Source organism: Curtobacterium sp. MR_MD2014 (assembly GCF_000772085.1).
In the GTDB taxonomy this organism is placed as follows: Bacteria; Actinomycetota; Actinomycetes; order Actinomycetales; family Microbacteriaceae; genus Curtobacterium.
Map to the genome: position 1 here is coordinate 2,809,371 of NZ_CP009755.1, position 15,277 is coordinate 2,824,647.

General features: G+C 73.7%; 17 protein-coding genes. 10 read left to right on the forward strand and 7 right to left on the reverse strand.

The genetic code is table 11. The annotated features are described in order from the left end of the window. Positions 1 to 34: 34 nt before the first annotated feature. From NI26_RS12920 to NI26_RS12930, 3 genes are read right to left on the reverse strand one after another with little or no spacing between them, the layout of a single operon-like run. Positions 35 to 2,302 carry a heavy metal translocating P-type ATPase gene (locus tag NI26_RS12920; RefSeq protein ID WP_066656056.1) on the reverse strand — a complete coding sequence of 756 codons (2,268 nt, stop codon included), beginning with the start codon at positions 2,300 to 2,302 and terminating at the stop codon, positions 35 to 37. Further along, positions 2,299 to 2,517 (reverse strand): heavy-metal-associated domain-containing protein, encoded by a 219-nt coding sequence (locus tag NI26_RS12925; RefSeq protein ID WP_066656057.1) that lies wholly within the window; start codon positions 2,515 to 2,517, stop codon positions 2,299 to 2,301. The genes NI26_RS12920 and NI26_RS12925 overlap by 4 nt, the downstream gene beginning before the upstream one ends. 30 nt (positions 2,518 to 2,547) lie before the next feature. Continuing rightward, complete coding sequence (locus NI26_RS12930) at positions 2,548 to 2,850, reverse strand: metal-sensitive transcriptional regulator (RefSeq protein ID WP_066656058.1); 303 nt, start codon at positions 2,848 to 2,850, stop codon at positions 2,548 to 2,550. Between the two features lie 283 nt (positions 2,851 to 3,133). Here NI26_RS12930 and NI26_RS17085 point away from each other — a divergent pair, with 283 nt between their 5' ends. From NI26_RS17085 to NI26_RS12975, 9 genes are all read left to right on the forward strand, one after another. Next, on the forward strand, positions 3,134 to 4,327 hold the full coding sequence (locus NI26_RS17085; protein WP_066656061.1) for a helix-turn-helix domain-containing protein: 1,194 nt from the start codon (positions 3,134 to 3,136) through the stop codon (positions 4,325 to 4,327). Positions 4,328 to 4,491: 164 nt separating this feature from the next. Next, complete coding sequence (locus NI26_RS12940; protein WP_066656064.1) at positions 4,492 to 4,956, forward strand: Asp23/Gls24 family envelope stress response protein; 465 nt, start codon at positions 4,492 to 4,494, stop codon at positions 4,954 to 4,956. Further along, positions 4,949 to 5,140, forward strand: a complete 192-nt coding sequence (locus tag NI26_RS12945; protein WP_066656066.1) for a DUF2273 domain-containing protein — start codon at positions 4,949 to 4,951, stop codon at positions 5,138 to 5,140. Before NI26_RS12940 ends, NI26_RS12945 begins: the two co-directional genes overlap by 8 nt. Further along, the gene (locus NI26_RS12950) at positions 5,137 to 5,469 is read left to right on the forward strand and encodes a hypothetical protein (RefSeq protein ID WP_066656068.1); all 333 of its coding nucleotides are present in this window, start codon (positions 5,137 to 5,139) and stop codon (positions 5,467 to 5,469) included. Before NI26_RS12945 ends, NI26_RS12950 begins: the two co-directional genes overlap by 4 nt. A gap of 12 nt (positions 5,470 to 5,481) precedes the next feature. Then, on the forward strand, positions 5,482 to 6,057 hold the full coding sequence (locus NI26_RS12955) for a DUF6286 domain-containing protein (RefSeq protein ID WP_066656074.1): 576 nt from the start codon (positions 5,482 to 5,484) through the stop codon (positions 6,055 to 6,057). Further along, positions 6,054 to 6,617 (forward strand): hypothetical protein, encoded by a 564-nt coding sequence (locus NI26_RS12960; RefSeq protein WP_066656077.1) that lies wholly within the window; start codon positions 6,054 to 6,056, stop codon positions 6,615 to 6,617. The genes NI26_RS12955 and NI26_RS12960 overlap by 4 nt, the downstream gene beginning before the upstream one ends. A 129-nt stretch (positions 6,618 to 6,746) precedes the next feature. Beyond that, a complete protein-coding gene (locus NI26_RS12965) occupies positions 6,747 to 6,917 on the forward strand; it encodes a CsbD family protein (RefSeq protein ID WP_066656081.1) in 171 nt (56 codons plus the stop codon). A gap of 65 nt (positions 6,918 to 6,982) precedes the next feature. Next, positions 6,983 to 8,158: an Asp23/Gls24 family envelope stress response protein gene (locus NI26_RS12970; RefSeq protein ID WP_066656083.1), complete on the forward strand. Its 1,176-nt coding sequence runs from the start codon at positions 6,983 to 6,985 to the stop codon at positions 8,156 to 8,158. Continuing rightward, the gene (locus NI26_RS12975; protein WP_066656086.1) at positions 8,155 to 8,568 is read left to right on the forward strand and encodes an MFS transporter permease; all 414 of its coding nucleotides are present in this window, start codon (positions 8,155 to 8,157) and stop codon (positions 8,566 to 8,568) included. The genes NI26_RS12970 and NI26_RS12975 overlap by 4 nt, the downstream gene beginning before the upstream one ends. Before the next feature lie 27 nt (positions 8,569 to 8,595). Here the strand turns inward: NI26_RS12975 and NI26_RS12980 are convergent, their stop codons facing one another. From NI26_RS12980 to rimK, 4 genes are all read right to left on the reverse strand, one after another. After that, complete coding sequence (locus NI26_RS12980) at positions 8,596 to 9,570, reverse strand: NAD-dependent epimerase/dehydratase family protein (protein WP_066658648.1); 975 nt, start codon at positions 9,568 to 9,570, stop codon at positions 8,596 to 8,598. Further along, the gene (locus tag NI26_RS12985; protein ID WP_066656089.1) at positions 9,567 to 12,326 is read right to left on the reverse strand and encodes an alpha/beta fold hydrolase; all 2,760 of its coding nucleotides are present in this window, start codon (positions 12,324 to 12,326) and stop codon (positions 9,567 to 9,569) included. Before NI26_RS12985 ends, NI26_RS12980 begins: the two co-directional genes overlap by 4 nt. Then, complete coding sequence (locus NI26_RS12990) at positions 12,323 to 13,396, reverse strand: 3-oxoacyl-ACP synthase III (protein WP_066658652.1); 1,074 nt, start codon at positions 13,394 to 13,396, stop codon at positions 12,323 to 12,325. The genes NI26_RS12985 and NI26_RS12990 overlap by 4 nt, the downstream gene beginning before the upstream one ends. A 68-nt stretch (positions 13,397 to 13,464) precedes the next feature. Beyond that, entirely contained in the window at positions 13,465 to 14,643 is a 1,179-nt protein-coding gene (gene rimK, locus NI26_RS12995) for a 30S ribosomal protein S6--L-glutamate ligase (protein WP_058727301.1), read from the reverse strand. 68 nt (positions 14,644 to 14,711) lie between these two features. Here rimK and NI26_RS13000 point away from each other — a divergent pair, with 68 nt between their 5' ends. Continuing rightward, positions 14,712 to 15,173, forward strand: coding sequence for an ATP-dependent zinc protease family protein (locus NI26_RS13000; protein WP_066656091.1), 462 nt, complete (start codon positions 14,712 to 14,714; stop codon positions 15,171 to 15,173). Positions 15,174 to 15,277 lie beyond the last annotated feature (104 nt).

Here is a 15,277-nt window from a genome sequence, read left to right on the forward strand (position 1 = left end):
GCCCCCGGAAGGGCGCGGGGACACTCGTCGGGCGTCAGCCGAGGGCCCGGAAGCGACGCAGGCGCAGGCTGTTCGTCACCACGAAGACGGACGAGAACGCCATCGCCGCACCCGCGAGCACCGGGTTCAGCAGGCCCGCCATCGCGAGCGGGATCGCCGCGACGTTGTAGGCGAAGGCCCAGAACAGGTTGCCGCGGATCGTGCGGAGCGTCGCCCGGGACAGCCGGACCGCGTCCGCCACGACGGTGAGCCGACCGCTCACGACGGTGATGTCGCTCGCGGCGATCGCCGCGTCGGTGCCGGCCCCCATCGCGATGCCGAGGTCCGCCGCCGCGAGCGCCGCCGCGTCGTTGACCCCGTCGCCGACCATCGCGACCGTCCGCCCCTCGGCCTGCAGTCGCCGGACGGTCTCGAGCTTCGAGGCCGGGGTCGCACGGGCGTGCACCTCGTCGATGCCGACGCGCGCCGCGACGGCGCGCGCGGCGCCCTCGTTGTCCCCGGTGAGCAGCACCGGGCGCAGGCCGAGCGCGACGAACCGCCGGACGGCCTCCGGCGCCTCGGGCTTCACCGTGTCGCCGACGACGACGGCGCCGAGCACCGAGCCGCCCCGGCCGACGAGGACCGCGGTCCCGCCGTCCGACTCGGCAGCGGCGACCCGCGCGGCCAGCGCCTCGTCCACCGGCAGCGCCCAGGCCTCCGCCAGCCACCGGGCGGTGCCGACGACGACCACCTCGCCGTCGACCACGGCCTGCACGCCCGCGCCCGGCGTCGCGGCGAACTGCTCCGCGACCGGGACGTCGAGTGCGCGGTCCCGCGCGGCCCGGACGACCGCACGCGCCACCGGGTGCTCGGAACCGTCCTCGACCGCCGCCGCCACCGCGAGCAGCGATCCGTCGGCGTCCGGTGCGCCGTCGACCGGCAGGACCGCCGTCAGGCGCATCTCCCCGGTCGTCACGGTGCCGGTCTTGTCGAGCACGATCGTGTCCACGGCGCGGGTGCGTTCGAGCGCCTGGGGGCCGCCGATCAGGATGCCGAGCTGCGAGCCACGACCCGTGCCGACGAGCAGCGCGGTGGGCGTCGCGAGCCCGAGGGCGCACGGGCAGGCGATGACGAGCGTCGCGACCGCGGCGGTGACGGCAGCGGTCAGGGACCCGCCGGCGACGAGCCACCCGACGAACGCGACCACGGCGAGGCCGATCACGACGGGTACGAACACGGCGGAGACCCGGTCGGCGAGTCGCTGCACCGCGGCCTTGCCGGTCTGGGCGTCCTCGACGAGGCGTCCCATCCGGGCGAGCTCGGTGTCGGCACCGACGGCGGTGACCTCGACCACGAGCCGACCACCGACGTCGATGGTCGCGCCGGTCACACGGTCGCCGGGTCGCACCTCGACCGGGACCGACTCACCGGTGAGCATGCTGAGGTCGACGGCTGACGAGCCCTCGCGCACGATGCCGTCGCTCGGGATCCGCTCCCCCGGTCGGACGACGACGACGTCACCGACGACGAGCGACGCGGCGGACACACGGGTCTCGACGGGACCGGACGGCCCGTCGCGGAGCACCGACGCGTCCTTCGCGCCGAGCTCGAGCAGCGCGCGCAGCGCCGCCCCGGACCGCTGCTTCGCCCGGGCCTCCATGTACCGGCCGGCCAGGATGAAGACCGTCACGGCCGCGGCCACCTCGAGGTAGAGGTCGCTCGCCTCGGGGTCCGTGGCGAACCACGAGAAGGTCATGTGCATGCCGGGGGCACCGGCGTCGCCGAGGAACAGTGCGTACAGCGACCAGCCGAACGCGGCGACGACGCCGAGGCTGACCAGGGTGTCCATGGTCGCGGCGCCGTGTCGGGCGTTCACCCACGCGGCACGGTGGAACGGCAGCGCTCCCCAGACGGCGACCGGTGCCGCCAGTGCCAGGGCAGCCCACTGCCAGTTCGGGAACTGCAGGACCGGCACCATCGAGAGCAGGACCACGGGCAGCGCCAGGACGGCGGAGACGACGAGCCGCTGCCGCAGGGGCGCGGTCGCGGCGTCGGGACCGGTGGCGTCGTCGACGTCGTCGGCAGAGCCCGGAGTCGGCTGCCGCACGTGGACGGTCGCCCCGTACCCGGCGGCCTCGACCGCCGCGACGAGCGCCGCGGTGTCGACCGTGTCCGGGTCGGTCACCGACACCTGCGCCTGCTCGGTCGCGTAGTTCACGGTCGCGGAGACGCCCGGCAGCTTGCCGAGCTTCCGCTCGACGCGGTTCGCGCACGAGGCGCAGGTCATCCCCGTGATGTCGAGCTCGACGACGCCCTCGCTCACCGGGACACGACCTCGTACCCCGCCTCCGCGATCGCGCCGCGGAGGGCCTGGTCGTCGATCCGGTGGTCGGACGTGACGGTGACGGACGACGACCCGCCGGGCACGAGGTCCACGGTGACGTCGGTCACGCCGGCGAGCTCGGAGACCTCCTCGGTCACGCTCGCCACGCAGTGCTCGCAGGTCATCCCGGTCACGGCGACGGTCTCGGTGGTCATGGGTCCTCCTCGGTGTGTGGTGCGGTGGGGTCAGGAACGGACGAGTCGGGCGATGGCGTCGCTCGCCTCGCGGACCTTCGCGTCGGCGGCGTCGCCGCCCTCGGCCACGGCCTCGGCGACGCAGTGGCGCAGGTGGTCCTCCAGCAACGACAGGGCGACCCGTTCGAGCGCCCGGTTCGCCGCGGAGATCTGGGTCAGCACGTCGATGCAGTACGTCTCGTCCTCGACCATGCGCGCGATCCCGCGGACCTGCCCCTCCGCGCGGCGCAGCCGCTTGAGCAGGTCGTCCTTGTCCTCGATGTACCCGACGTGTGCGTGCGGTGCTGCTGGCATCCTGACCTCCGTCTTCCCCGACAGGGTACCCCCCTGGGGTATTTCGTGCTCGTCGATCCCTCGGGAGGCGCAGAGTTGTCTGAGAATTCGTCATTGAGGGGCGGGATCGCTCGTCGCTGCGGGCGAGGGTCGGCGTGCGCCGACGGATCCCCGCCGTGGCGCGGATCGAACCGGTCCCCACCGGACGGGAGGCGCGTGTCGCGGCCGCCACGGGCCTCCCGTCCGGCAGCGCCCACCGGGACGCGGAAGCGCGCATCCCGGACAGTGCTGGCATGATGCGCGGGTGAGCACCTCGTCGACGAACGGTTACCGCCGCCTGCGGTTCACCGAGAGCGACGGCACCGACTACGGCCGGATCTTCTCGGCCGAGTACAACGGCCGCGACCTCGGTACCGAGACCTACGTCGCCGAGGGCACCCGGTACGAGTACACGATCGTCGGCGACGACGACGTCACGCTCCGCACCATGCGCGCCGAGGGTGGACGGCGCGGTGGCGTGATCGGCCCGCGCAACGACCACGTCGTGTTCTGGCTCACCCGCGGACGCCTCGAGATGCACTTCGCGGACCGGACGCGGGTGATCGAACCGGGGAGCCCCTACATCGCCTCGGCGTCCGAGGCGTACCGGTTCGAGTCCGCCGACACCGTCTACAACGGCCTGCACGTGTCGGACCCGTTCCTCCGGTCGGTCGGCGCGGAGCTCGGCTACCGCCTGCCGGACGGCCCCCTGCTGTTCGACCAGCAGGACGAGGCGATCGCCCGGCGCGAGCCGCTCCGCCGCCTGGTGCAGGACCTCGCGCCGGCGCTGCTCGACGACCGCGTGGTCGGTCCGATGCGCACGGCCCTGAACCGGCGGCTCGCGGTGGTCGTCCTCGACACCTTCCCGATCCGCAACCGGGGCCAGGACGTCCCGGTCGCGAACCGGCTGCGCGACGCGGTCCGCCACATCGAGGCACACGCACAGGACCGACCGTCCGTCCCCGAGATCGCGGCCGCGTGCGGACTGAGCCAGCGCGGCCTGCAGGACGTCTTCGCGCGGACGCTCGGCACCACACCGAACCGGTTCATGCGCGACCACCGGCTCGACTGCGTCCGTCGTGAACTGCTGCGCGCCGCCGGCGACGAGGGCGTGACACCGGTCGCCCGACGATGGGGCTTCACCAACCCCGGCCGTTTCGCCGCGGCCTACCGGGAGCGCTTCGGTGAGGACCCCGCGGCGACCCTGCGCGGCTCACGGGCCGCGCGACCCGACTCCGGCCGGACGTCCTGGCGGGTCCGACGTGCCGTCGCGCACATCGTCGAGCACGCCGACGGCGACCTGACCGTCGACGAGATCGCGGACGCTGCGGGGGTGCGTCCCCGCCGGTTGCAGCAGCTCTTCCGACAGGAGTGCGGACTGTCGCCCATGGCGTACGTGCGCTCCGTGCGGGACGCTGCGTCGCGCAACACCGGGGCCGGTATCGGCGGCACCGGCTGACCCTCCGCCGTCGGGGTACACAGAGAACCGGCGTTCTGGCGCTTTCCCTGAAGGAGCGCTGAATCCCACCGGACCCGTGTGACGAATCTCGGTGTCAGCCCGTCTCATCCGTGAACAGCAACCGCTGGGAACGAGTCCCGGCGGGTCCTCGAAGGGAGACACCAATGGCTGACACCACCACCACCTCGACCACTCCGGCGACCGCTTCGGCGGCGTCGCGCTCGGCCGTCCAGAACGGTTCGGGTACTGCGGGCAAGACCACGATCGACGACACCGTCGTGTCGAAGGTCGCCGGCATCGCCGCTCGTGAGGTCAACGGGGTGCACTCGCTGGGCGGCGGCGCTGCCCGTGCGATCGGCGCGATCCGTGACGCGATCGGGCAGCGTGACCACGGTCAGGGCGTCAAGGTCGAGGTCGGCGAGAAGCAGGTCGCCGCGGACGTCGTGATCGTCGCGGAGTACCCGGTGTCGCTGCAGCAGGTCGCTGACGGTGTCCGTTCGTCGGTCGCCCGTGCGCTGGAGCAGATCGTGGGCATGGAGGTCGCCGAGGTGAACGTGACCGTCCAGGACGTCTTCATCCCGGGTGATGACGACGACAACGACGACAAGAAGGAGTCCCGCGTTGAGTAACACACTCGTCGGCGCGCTGATCGGCGCCATCCTCGCCGTCGTGGCACTGCAGTTCGGGTTCTGGGGCTTCGTCCTGGTGATCGTGTTCGGTCTGGTCGGTGCCCTCGTGGCCGCGATCACGACCGGGAAGATCGACCGCGGCGCCCTGACCGACGTGCTGACCGGACGCCGGAGCTCCCGGTGAGCGCCGGCCCGGGGAGCCTCCCGGCGAGCGCGGTCCCGGGCCGGGTCGAGATCACCGCCCGGGCGCTGACGGCGCTGGCCCGGGCCGTCGCAGCGGAGCGTCTGGGCGCTCCCGCGAAGCGGCTCCGGGTCGGGTTGGACGACCACGACGGCGCGCTCGCGCTCGAGGTCACCGGCCCGATCGCCGCCGGCGGGGACGTCGTCTCCGCGGCGTCGTCCGCTGCTGACACGATCCGCTCCCGCGTCGGGGAACTCTCCGGCCGGCGGGTGGGTCGGACCCACATCGAACTGACCGGGATCGTGCGTGAGCACGAGGGCCGGGTCCGGTAGGAGACAGAGCACATGAGCACCGAACAGCTCGAGAAGCGGCTGCGTCGTCGCAGCATCCACCGGTCCCGGTCCACCGCGGTCGCGATCACCCTGGTCGTCGTCGCACTGGTCGCGGCGTGGATCGGCACCGAAGCGGTCCTGAAGGCCATCGGGCAGCAGCCGCTGCTGGCGGACCCGCAGACCGTGGTCGACACCGCCCTCACGCCCGACGCCGCGTTCACCACCATCATCGAGGTCATCGCCGCCGCCCTGGTGATCCTCGGCATCATCCTGGTCGTGCTGGCCCTCAAGCCCGGCCGGCAGCCCCGCTCCGGGATCGACCGTGACCGCGGCGCGGTCGTGATCGACACCCGCATCCTGGCCTCCACCGCCGCGAACGCCGCCGCCCACGCAGCAGGCGTCCCGGAAGCCAACACGACCGCGTCCGCTCGTGGGCACCGCACCCAGGTGCACGTGGTGCCCCTGTCCGGCATCCCCGTCGATGCCAGCGCCGTCGAGCACGCCGTCGGGGACCGGCTCGGTCGCCTCGGCGGCAAGCACGGCTCGTCGGTGCAGGTCACCGTGGAACAGAAGGGAACCCTGGCATGACCACCACCAACCGCGGCTTCAACCGGGTCCTGCTGCTCCTGATCGGCCTGATCGCCATCATCGTCGGTGTCACCATCGGCGCCGGGGTCCTGCAACCCGTCCGCGACGCCCTCCAGCCCTACCTGACGCTGCCGCAGCAGGTCACCGTGCCCGACCAGGCACTGTGGATCATCGCCGCGGTCTGCGCGGTGGTCATCGTCCTCGCCGTGATCGTGGTGTTCACTCGCGGTGGCGGCGGCACCAGCGTCGCGGTCCGGGAACGCTCCGGCGAGGACCAGGTCACCGTGAACGTCGCCCTCGTGCGCGACGTCATCGACCACGAACTCACCGGCGTCCACGACATCGTCGCCGCGAAGGTCGACACGTACCTGGTCAAGAAGACCCGCGCCGCACGCATCCGGGTCCACGTCCGCCGCGGCGGCGACGCGGTCACCGTCCTCGACGCCGTCGACCACGCCCTGACCACCCTCGACCAGACCCTCGGCCGACAGATCCCGGTCCTGGTCCACCTCACCGGCGGCACCCGCACCGCACTGGCACGCACCACCCGCGTCCAGTGACGCCACCCGGCGGACGACGCCGGACACGAACGCACCACCAGCACCACCGCAACCCGGTCGGACGAGGCAGACCGAGCCTCCCGACCGTCACCACCGGGCACCAGCCCACGAGAGAGAAGGGAACCCACCATGGGACTCGACGACAAGATCAAGAACGCCGCACAGGACCTGACCGGCAAGGCCAAGGAGGCCTTCGGCAACGCGACGAACAACGACGAGAAGGTCGCAGAGGGCAAGAAGGACCAGGCCGCTGCGAGCGCCAAGCAGACCGGCGAGGACGTCAAGGACGTCTTCAAGTAACAGCGGACCACGGCCGTCGCTCCCCGAGGGGAGCGACGGCCGTCCTGTTCACAGAGGAGGAAGCCATGCAGCACGATCCGAACGCCCGGACGCAGATCACCGAGGTCGACCTGCCGCCCGAGCTGACCACCCCGCTCCCCGAGGATGCCGGGCCCCTGGTGGTCGCCGCCCGCACCGCGGCGGAGACGGCGCTCGGCGTGCCGGGCGTCCACCACCTGGGCGGGCTCGTCGCCCGCGCCGCCGACCGCGTCCGCTCGCAGCTCGGCCGCACCGCCGGAGCGCCCGGGGTGCAGGTCGACGACAACGACGGCACGCTCGACGTGACCGTGTCCGTCGTCATCAGCTACCCGCAGCCGGTCCGCGAGGTCGCCGAGGAGGTCCGCCGCCAGGTGGCCGCCGCGGTGTCGCAGCTCGGCGCCGGACAGCCCACCACGGTCGACGTCCGCGTGCTCGACGTGCACGGACCCTTCGACGACGAGCCGGCCCCCGTCGACCGGGCCCGGGAGGCCGTGGGCGATGCGGTGGACCGCACGAAGGAGGCCGTCTCGGGTGCCGCGGAGGACGTCCGCGGCGGTGCCGCCGAGGTCGCCGAGCGTGCACGGGACGCTGCGCAGGACGCGGCGGGTGCCACGCGCGAGGCCGCCGGTCGCGCACGCGACGCCGCCGGCGACGCCGTCGACCGGGCACGGGAGACCGCGGGGGACCTGCGCGAGCGGGCGTCCGACGCCGTGGACACCGCGCGGGCGAAGGCGGCCGACGCCGTCGACACGGCGCGCGAGACCGCATCCGACGCGGCGGAGCGTGCCGCGGAGAAGTCCTCCGACGCCGGCGACGCGGCGAAGCAGGCCGTCAGCGCGGCGAAGGACGCCGCGGCGGACGCCTCGCAGGAGGTCCGCGACCGTGCCTCCGGTGCTGCCTCGGCAGCGACCGACGCCGCGGCCGACGCGGGCGCAGCGGCCTCGGACGCCGCCGACTCCGCAGCGACCGCGACGCAGGACGCGGTGACCGCGACGCAGGACGCAGCGGACGGTGCACGTCGCGAGGGCAGCACCGACGCCGACGAGCCGTCGGTGGAGAGCGCACCCGCCGCGGACGAGCAGGTCGCCGACGCGCTGGACGAGGCGGCCGACCGCATCGAGCACGCCGCGGACGTCGTCCGCGACGAGGCCGACGCCCGCCACGACCAGGCCGCCGCCCACCGCAGCGGCAGCGGCGACGGCGACGGCGAGGCACAGCGATGACCGCGTGGGCGGGACGCCGGGGCACCACCGCCCGGCGTCCTCGCCCGCGCGGCGTCTGGACCACGTCGGGCATCGGCATCGTGCTGGTGCTCGCCGTGGCCCTCGGCGGGTACCTGCCGCTCGTCGGGTTCCTCGGCGGCGTGACCGCCACCACGGCGGGGCTCGTGCCGTTCCCGTTCGTCCGGATCGCCCTCGTCACCGTGCTCGGCCTGGTGGTGGTCCTCGCCCTGCTGCTCTGGGCGCTGACCCGACGGCACACGGTCACGTCGGTGTTCGCCGTCGTGCTCGCGGTCCTGGTCAGCCTCGCGGTCACGGCCTACCCCGTGGTGACGATCGGCATCGCCTCGGCGGACCGCGCGGGCGACGTGTGGCCGATCGTCACCGAGCTCTGGCAGCGCTTCACCGGCTGACGGTCCGCCCACCCGACCGACGGCCGGTCAGTGTCCGGCGGCGGCCGCCAAGCGGGCCAGGCCCTCGTCGATCGTGATCGTCGGGGACCAGCCGAGGTCGTGGCGCGTCCGTCGCTGGTCGAACCAGTGGGCGGTGGACAGCTGCTCGGCGAGGAACCGCGTCATCGGCGGCTCGTCCGCCCCCGGACGCACCCGCCACACCGCCTCGACCACGGACCCGGCTGCACGGGCGACGGCGGCGGGCACGTGCAGCCGCGGTGCAGGGACGCCGGACGCGGTGCAGATGCCCGCCAGGAGCTCCCCCACCGGCCGCGGCTCTCCGTTCGTCACGACGTAGGCGTTGCCGTGCACGGCGTCGTCCGCCGCGTGCTCGAGCGCAGCGACCATCGCCGAGGCCGCGTTGTCGACGTAGAGCGTGTCGATGAGCGCGGCGCCCGAGTCGAGGAGCGGCAGCCGGCCGGCACGTGCCCGGTCCACGATGCGTCCGACCAGCTGCGTGTCGCCCGGTCCCCACACCAGGTGCGGGCGGACGGCCACGACCGCGAAGCCCGGCTCGTCGGCCGCCAGCGCGAGGAGCTCCGCGGCGCCCTTCGTCCGCGCGTAGTGCCCGCGGGCGGCCATCGGCTCGGCAGGGTCGGCAGCGGCGCCGGCCAGCGACGACCCGGTGTGCGCCACGGACGGCGACGACACGAAGACGAAGCGCCCCACCCCGGCGGCCCGCGCGGCGTCGAGCAGCGCGCTCGTCCCGGCGATGTTGACCCGCGCGAAGTCGGCCGGGTCCCCGGCGAGCGAGACCTTCGCCGCCAGGTGCACCACGGCGTCGACGCCCTCGACCGCGCGCGCGACCGCAGCGGTGTCCGTCATCGTGCCGAGCGAGTCCTCCACACCGTCGACCCGGGACGGCCGACGCTGGAACGTGCGGACGTCGTGCCCGGCGTCCCGGACGGCAGCGGCGGTCGCCCGGCCGAGGAAGCCGCTGGCACCGGTGACCAGGACCCTCACGGGCGGGTCATCCGGCCGCCGCCGAGCACCGTCGTCGCCCATCGCGACAGCCGGGCGCGGTCGACCTTCGAGTTGTGCCGGACGTCCGTCGGCAGCACCGGGACGACGAGCACCGCGGCGAGCGGGACCCCGGCGGCGGTGCGGACGGCGGCGGCGAGCTCGGCCGACGCGAGGCCGGGACGCCGGGCTGCGGGGACGGTCTCGACCACGGCGACGACCTGCTGGGTGCCGGACGGTCCGGTGCCCGCGATGCCGGCACGGCCGACGCCGTCGACGCGCTCGACGCGCTGCTCGGGTCCGACGGGTGTCACGACACCGTGCGGGGTCGTCACGACGTGCTGGAGCCGGCCCTCGATCCACAGGCGCCCGTCGGCGTCGAGGTGCCCCACGTCGCCGGTGCGGTGCCCGCGCGGGTCGTCGACCCCGAGCCGCGAGACGCGGTCCGTGCGCCAGAGTCGGTCGTAGTGGTCGCGGACGTGCGGGGCCGCGACGACAACCTCGCCCGTGACGCCGGCCTGCTCCGTGAGGTCTCCGGTCGGTGCGCCGTCGGCGTCGAGCGGCGCGATCCGCACGCGCACACCGACCGCCGGTCGACCGACGCAGATGCCGTCGTCGGGAGCGGAACCCGCCGACCGGACGCCGTCCAGGTCGACGTCCGTCATGAGCAGGCCCTCGGTCATGCCGTAGGGCGTGTGCGCCGCTGCGTTCGGCATGAGGTCGGTGGCCGCCCGGAGGAGCGCCGCGGGCACCGGTGCCCCCGCGGACAGGAACAGACGCACCCGACCGAGGGCGTCGCGGTCGCCGGCCGCCAGCGCCGGTGCCGTCGCGACGACGTTCGCCAGCGCTGCGGGTGAGAGGAACACCACGGTCGCGTCCACGGCGGCCACCGCGTCGGCCACCGCCGACGCCGTCAGCGTGCGCGGACGGGTGACGTCCATGTCCGGGGCCACCGACCGGGCACCGAGGGCGGGACCGAGCAGGGCGAACGGCGCGAAGCCGGCGACCAGCCCCGTGCCGACGCCGACGCCGTACTGCGCCGCGAGGACGTCCCGCACCGCGGTGAGCTGCCCGTGCGTGTAGACGACGCCCTTGGCCGGACCGGTCGAGCCCGAGGTGAACAGGACGGCCGCGGGTGCGTCCGGCGACGGTGCAGCGGGCAGGTCTGCTCCGGCTGCGAGTCGTCGGGCGCCACGTCGGGCGACCTCGGTCAGGGTGTGCTCCACGCCGAGGACCGCTCGCGCGGGGGCCGGGAGCGCGACCGTCGCGATGCGTCGACCCGGCCACCCGAGTGCGCGCGCAGCTCCGAGACCGGGCAGCGCCCCGATCACCCAGTCCGGCCGGGCGCCGCGGACGGCACGGGTGAGCCCGCGCAGACCGAGGCCGGCGTCCGCGACGACGACCACGGCACCGATCCGGACGCAGGCGTACAGGACGGCCGTCAGGTCGGCCCCGGGCGTGACGAGCAACGAGACGCGGTCGCCGGGACGCACGCCGAGGTCGGCGAGACCGACGGCGACCTCGCGGACACGGCGGGCGAGCAGCCGCCACGAGACCGTCCGCGGGCCGCCGGGAGCGGCCATCTCGACGAGCGCCGGGCTCGCGTCGTCCGCGAGGTCGTCGAGGGCTGCCCAGAGCGGTCGGTCGGTCGCGGGGCCCTCGGTGGTCGCGCCGGTCGCGTCGCTCGCGTCGGCCGTCCGGGCGTCGGCCGTCCGGGCGTCGGCCTGGAGGCTCGACTCGCCACCGCCGGGCGCGTGCCCGTCCGGCAGGCGGTCGCCGAGCCAGTCGAGCACCGTGCCCGCGACGTCGGCGTCGTCCGGCAGCAGGTGACCGGCACCCTCGAAGCGGTGCACGTCGGCGTGCGGCAACCGGTCGGCCAGGTCGTCGAGGTACCGCTCGAGGAACACCGGGTCACGCGGTCCCCACATGACGAGCGCCGGGACCTCGAGCGCCGCGACACCGGCCGCGATCCGGTCGAGCTCGGTCGCGCTGGGGTGCGCGGCGTCGACGGGGATGTCCGCCACGAACCCGCCGATGCCCCCGCGGCGGGCTGCTCCGCGGTACGGCGCCCGGTAGGCGTCGGCGGTCGGCCGGTCGAGCGTCGGGTGCGCGATGGCGAGCGTCGTCTCGAGGAACGCGGGCGTCAGGACGGTGCCGCGACCGAGCACGCCGGGACGCAGGGCCAGCCGCAGCGGTGCGGGGATCGGGGCGTCGTCGGGCTGGTGCACGGCGGTGTTGCACGTCGCCACGCCCACGACGTGGTCGGGGTGGTCGACCGCCCAGCCGAGCGAGACGACGCCGCCCCAGTCGTGCCCGAGCGTGACGACGGGTCCGGCGAGTCCGAGCTCGTCGGTCAGGGCACCGAGGTCGCGCACGCGGTCGGCCAGACGGTGCTGGTCGGCGGTGCGCTCCGAGAAGCCCATGTCGAGCTGGTCGACGGCGATCACGCGCCAGGCCGGGCCACCGGCCCGGGCGACGCTGAGCGCGCGGGCCGCGACGGACCGCCAGAGGTAGGACCAGGTGGGGTTGCCGTGCACGCAGAGCAGGGTGCCGACCGGGGTGACGCCGAGCGCCTCGAGCTGACCGGCCGTGTCGAGGAGGTGCCAGGTGCGCGCGGGGTGGTGCGTGCCTCCCGGCCGGCCGTCCGGCGACCCGGGGACGGTGACCAGACGGGACCAGGCCGGGTCGAGTCCGGGCAGGGGCGGCGGGAGCGTCGCCGGGGCCGTGCTGGCAGCGACGCGCGGGAGGCCGGACCTCACCAGCGCAGTTCCATCATCGCCGTGTTGATGCCGGAGCCGACGCCGCCCAGGAAGACGCGGTCACCGCGGGTGATGCCGCCGCGGTCGACCTCGTCGGCCAGGGTGATCGGGATCGACGCCGGGCCGACGTTGCCGTAGCGCTGGTAGGTGGTCGGGACCTTCGTGCGCGGGATGCCGATGGCCTCGACGAAGGCGTTCGTGTGCACGTCGGAGACCTGGTGGAGCACGTAGCGGTCCATGTCCTGCCAGTCGAAGTGCGAACGCGCCTCGGTCCAGGCGGCGACGACGAGCTCCATGCCGCCCTTCAACAGCATCTTCGCGTCGGTGAACATGCCGTCCACGCTGCCGACGCACAGGTCGTACCACTGCGTCGCCGCGCGGGTGACGCCGCCGATGATGCGGTGCCCCTCGGGGTGGACGTCGGACGGGCCGAGCACGGCGGCCGCGGCGCCGGACCCGAGGGTCAGGCTCGCGAACTCGCTCATGAAGTCCTTGCGGTTCCGGCCACCCTGGTTCAGGCGGTCGATCGTGTTGAGCTGCACCTGGTCGGCGTCCTCGCCGTCCACGATGAGCGCGTACTTGATCTGCCCGGAGTCGATCATGCCCGCGGCGACGCTCATCGCGTTGACGAAGCCGAGGCACGCGTTCGCGATGTCGAAGTTGATGGCCGACGTCGGCAGCCCGAGCCCGTGGTGCAGGCGGACGGCGACGCTCGGCTCGAGGTGCGGACGGGTCACCGAGGTGTTGATCAGCAGGCCGACGTCCTCCGGGCGGATGCCGGCCTCGGCCATCGCGCGACGGCCGGCGTCGATCGCGGCGTCCTGGAAGGTCTGCCCCTCGCCCCAGTTGCGGCGCTCGGTGACACCGGCGACACGCTCGAGGAGACCGGTCGGGAGACGGAGCCGACGCAGCGCCCCGCGGAGCTTCGCCTCGATGTCCGCGGAGGTCGTCACGCGGTCCGCGACGGTCGTCGCCACCGACAGCAGCGACACGTTCTGGTGCTTCGCCGTGGCGTTGCCGGGGCGCTCCGGTTCGCTGCTCGTCGACTGGTCGACCGGTCGTTCCGTCATGATCGTCACCGACACATACTTCCGCATCCGACCTGGATGTGCGATCCGGGTGCGCTGGGCGGCACCGGTCAGGCGTCCTTCGGCAGCTTGCGGACCTTCGACCGGCGACGCCGACGGTCCGGGATCATCGACCGCATCTCCTCGAGCTTGCCGAAGCAGAGCAGGCGGTCGCTGGCCTGCAGCTCGACGCCGCTGCGGGGGTTCGGGATCACCGAGGCGCCGCGGTGCAGGGTCAGGACCGTGATGTCCCGGTCCCAGAGCCCGGACTCCTTGATGGTCTTGCCGACCAGGTCCGCGTTCGTGTGCACGAGGAGCTCGGCCACGCCGTAGCCGGTCGAGACGCTGAGGCGCTGACGGACGTCGATCTCCGGGAACGCGACCTGGTTGCCGATGAAGTCGATGATCGCGCCGGCGACGTCGAGACCCGTCGCACGCTCGATGCCCTCGAGCCCCGGCGAGGAGTTGACCTCCATGACGAGCGGTCCGTCGTTGCCCTCGAGCATGTCGACACCCGCGACGCGGAGCCCCATGATCTGCGCCGAGCGCACCGCCGCCTCCTCGTACTCGGGGCTCAGGGTGACCTTCTCGACGGTGCCGCCGCGGTGCACGTTCGAGCGGAACTCGTCGCCGGAGGCACTGCGACGCATCGCAGCGACGACCCGGTCCCCCACGACCAGCGCACGGATGTCCCGGCCCCGGCTCTCGGAGATGAACGCCTGGATGAGCACGTTCTGCTTCGTGGAGTGCAGCGTCTCGACGATCGACTCGGCGACCTTCGCCTCGGGAGCAAGGATCACGCCGATGCCCTGCGTGCCCTCGAGCAGCTTGATGACGACCGGCGCCCCACCGACGCTGTCGATCGCCCCGCGGACGTCGGCACGGCTGTTCACGAACGTGGTCGCGGGCATGCCGATGTGGTGGCGGGACAGGATCTGGTTCGCCCGGAGCTTGTCGCGCGAGTTCGTGATGCCCGTCGCCGTGTTCGGCGTGTAGACGTCCATCTGCTCGAACTGCCGCACCACCGCGGTGCCGTAGTAGGTGATCGAGTTGCCGATCCGCGGGAGCACGGCGTCGTAGTCGCTGAGCAGCTTGCCCCGGTAGAGCAGGTCGGGCTCGTCCCCGGACAGGTCGATGGCGAACCGCAGGGTGTTGAGCACCTTGACCTCGTGGCCGCGATCGACCGCGGCGGCACGCAGACGCTGCGTCGAGTACGCGTGCGGGGCGCGCGACAGGATGGCGAGTTTCATCGGGGTTGCTCCACGGGGTCGAGACGTCGACGGCGACGCTCAATCAAAGCATGCGACAGGATGGGCACATGGCCCGGAACCCGACGATCGCAGGATGGCGTGAGTGGGCTGCCCTGCCCGGGCTGGACCTGCCCTGGATCAAGGTGAAGCTCGACACCGGGGCGCGGAGCTCGGCACTGCACGCGTTCGACCTCGAGGAGCTCCCCGGCGACCGCGTCCGCTTCTCGGTGCACCCGTGGCAGGACACCGACGCCGACGCCGTCACGCACGAGTGCGACGTGCACGACCGACGGATCGTCCGGAGCTCGACGGGGCACACGCAGGAACGCATCGTCGTGCTGACGCCGATCACGCTCGCGGGTCGCACGATCGACGCCGAGGTCACGCTGAGCAACCGCGACCAGATGGGCTTCCGCATGCTCGTCGGCCGCGAGGCGCTGCGCCAGGGCTTCCTGGTCGACCCCGCGCGGTCGTTCATGGCCGGCCGGGCCCCGAAGGAGATCCGGCGGCGCAACCGCGGTCGCGCCTGAGGCGCGGGGCGGGCCGCTTGCGCGACGGTGCGCGCCGCGCGCAGCGCGCTTCTCGTGGCCGACGGCGTCTGGCCGTGCGCGGCGCTCCCGCACAACGGGGAGCA

What these genes read in the sequence shown, in the direction of transcription:
- rimK (WP_058727301.1), bottom strand. Translation starts at nt 14,643, where the DNA reads ATGAAACTCGCCATCCTGTCGCGCGCCCCGCACGCGTACTCGACGCAG.
- NI26_RS12970 (WP_066656083.1), top strand. Translation starts at nt 6,983, where the DNA reads ATGCAGCACGATCCGAACGCCCGGACGCAGATCACCGAGGTCGACCTG.
- NI26_RS12965 (WP_066656081.1), top strand. Translation starts at nt 6,747, where the DNA reads ATGGGACTCGACGACAAGATCAAGAACGCCGCACAGGACCTGACCGGC.
- NI26_RS12960 (WP_066656077.1), top strand. Translation starts at nt 6,054, where the DNA reads ATGACCACCACCAACCGCGGCTTCAACCGGGTCCTGCTGCTCCTGATC.
- NI26_RS12955 (WP_066656074.1), top strand. Translation starts at nt 5,482, where the DNA reads ATGAGCACCGAACAGCTCGAGAAGCGGCTGCGTCGTCGCAGCATCCAC.
- NI26_RS12930 (WP_066656058.1), bottom strand. Translation starts at nt 2,850, where the DNA reads ATGCCAGCAGCACCGCACGCACACGTCGGGTACATCGAGGACAAGGAC.
- NI26_RS13000 (WP_066656091.1), top strand. Translation starts at nt 14,712, where the DNA reads ATGGCCCGGAACCCGACGATCGCAGGATGGCGTGAGTGGGCTGCCCTG.
- NI26_RS12940 (WP_066656064.1), top strand. Translation starts at nt 4,492, where the DNA reads ATGGCTGACACCACCACCACCTCGACCACTCCGGCGACCGCTTCGGCG.
- NI26_RS12925 (WP_066656057.1), bottom strand. Translation starts at nt 2,517, where the DNA reads ATGACCACCGAGACCGTCGCCGTGACCGGGATGACCTGCGAGCACTGC.
- NI26_RS12990 (WP_066658652.1), bottom strand. Translation starts at nt 13,396, where the DNA reads ATGACGGAACGACCGGTCGACCAGTCGACGAGCAGCGAACCGGAGCGC.
- NI26_RS12975 (WP_066656086.1), top strand. Translation starts at nt 8,155, where the DNA reads ATGACCGCGTGGGCGGGACGCCGGGGCACCACCGCCCGGCGTCCTCGC.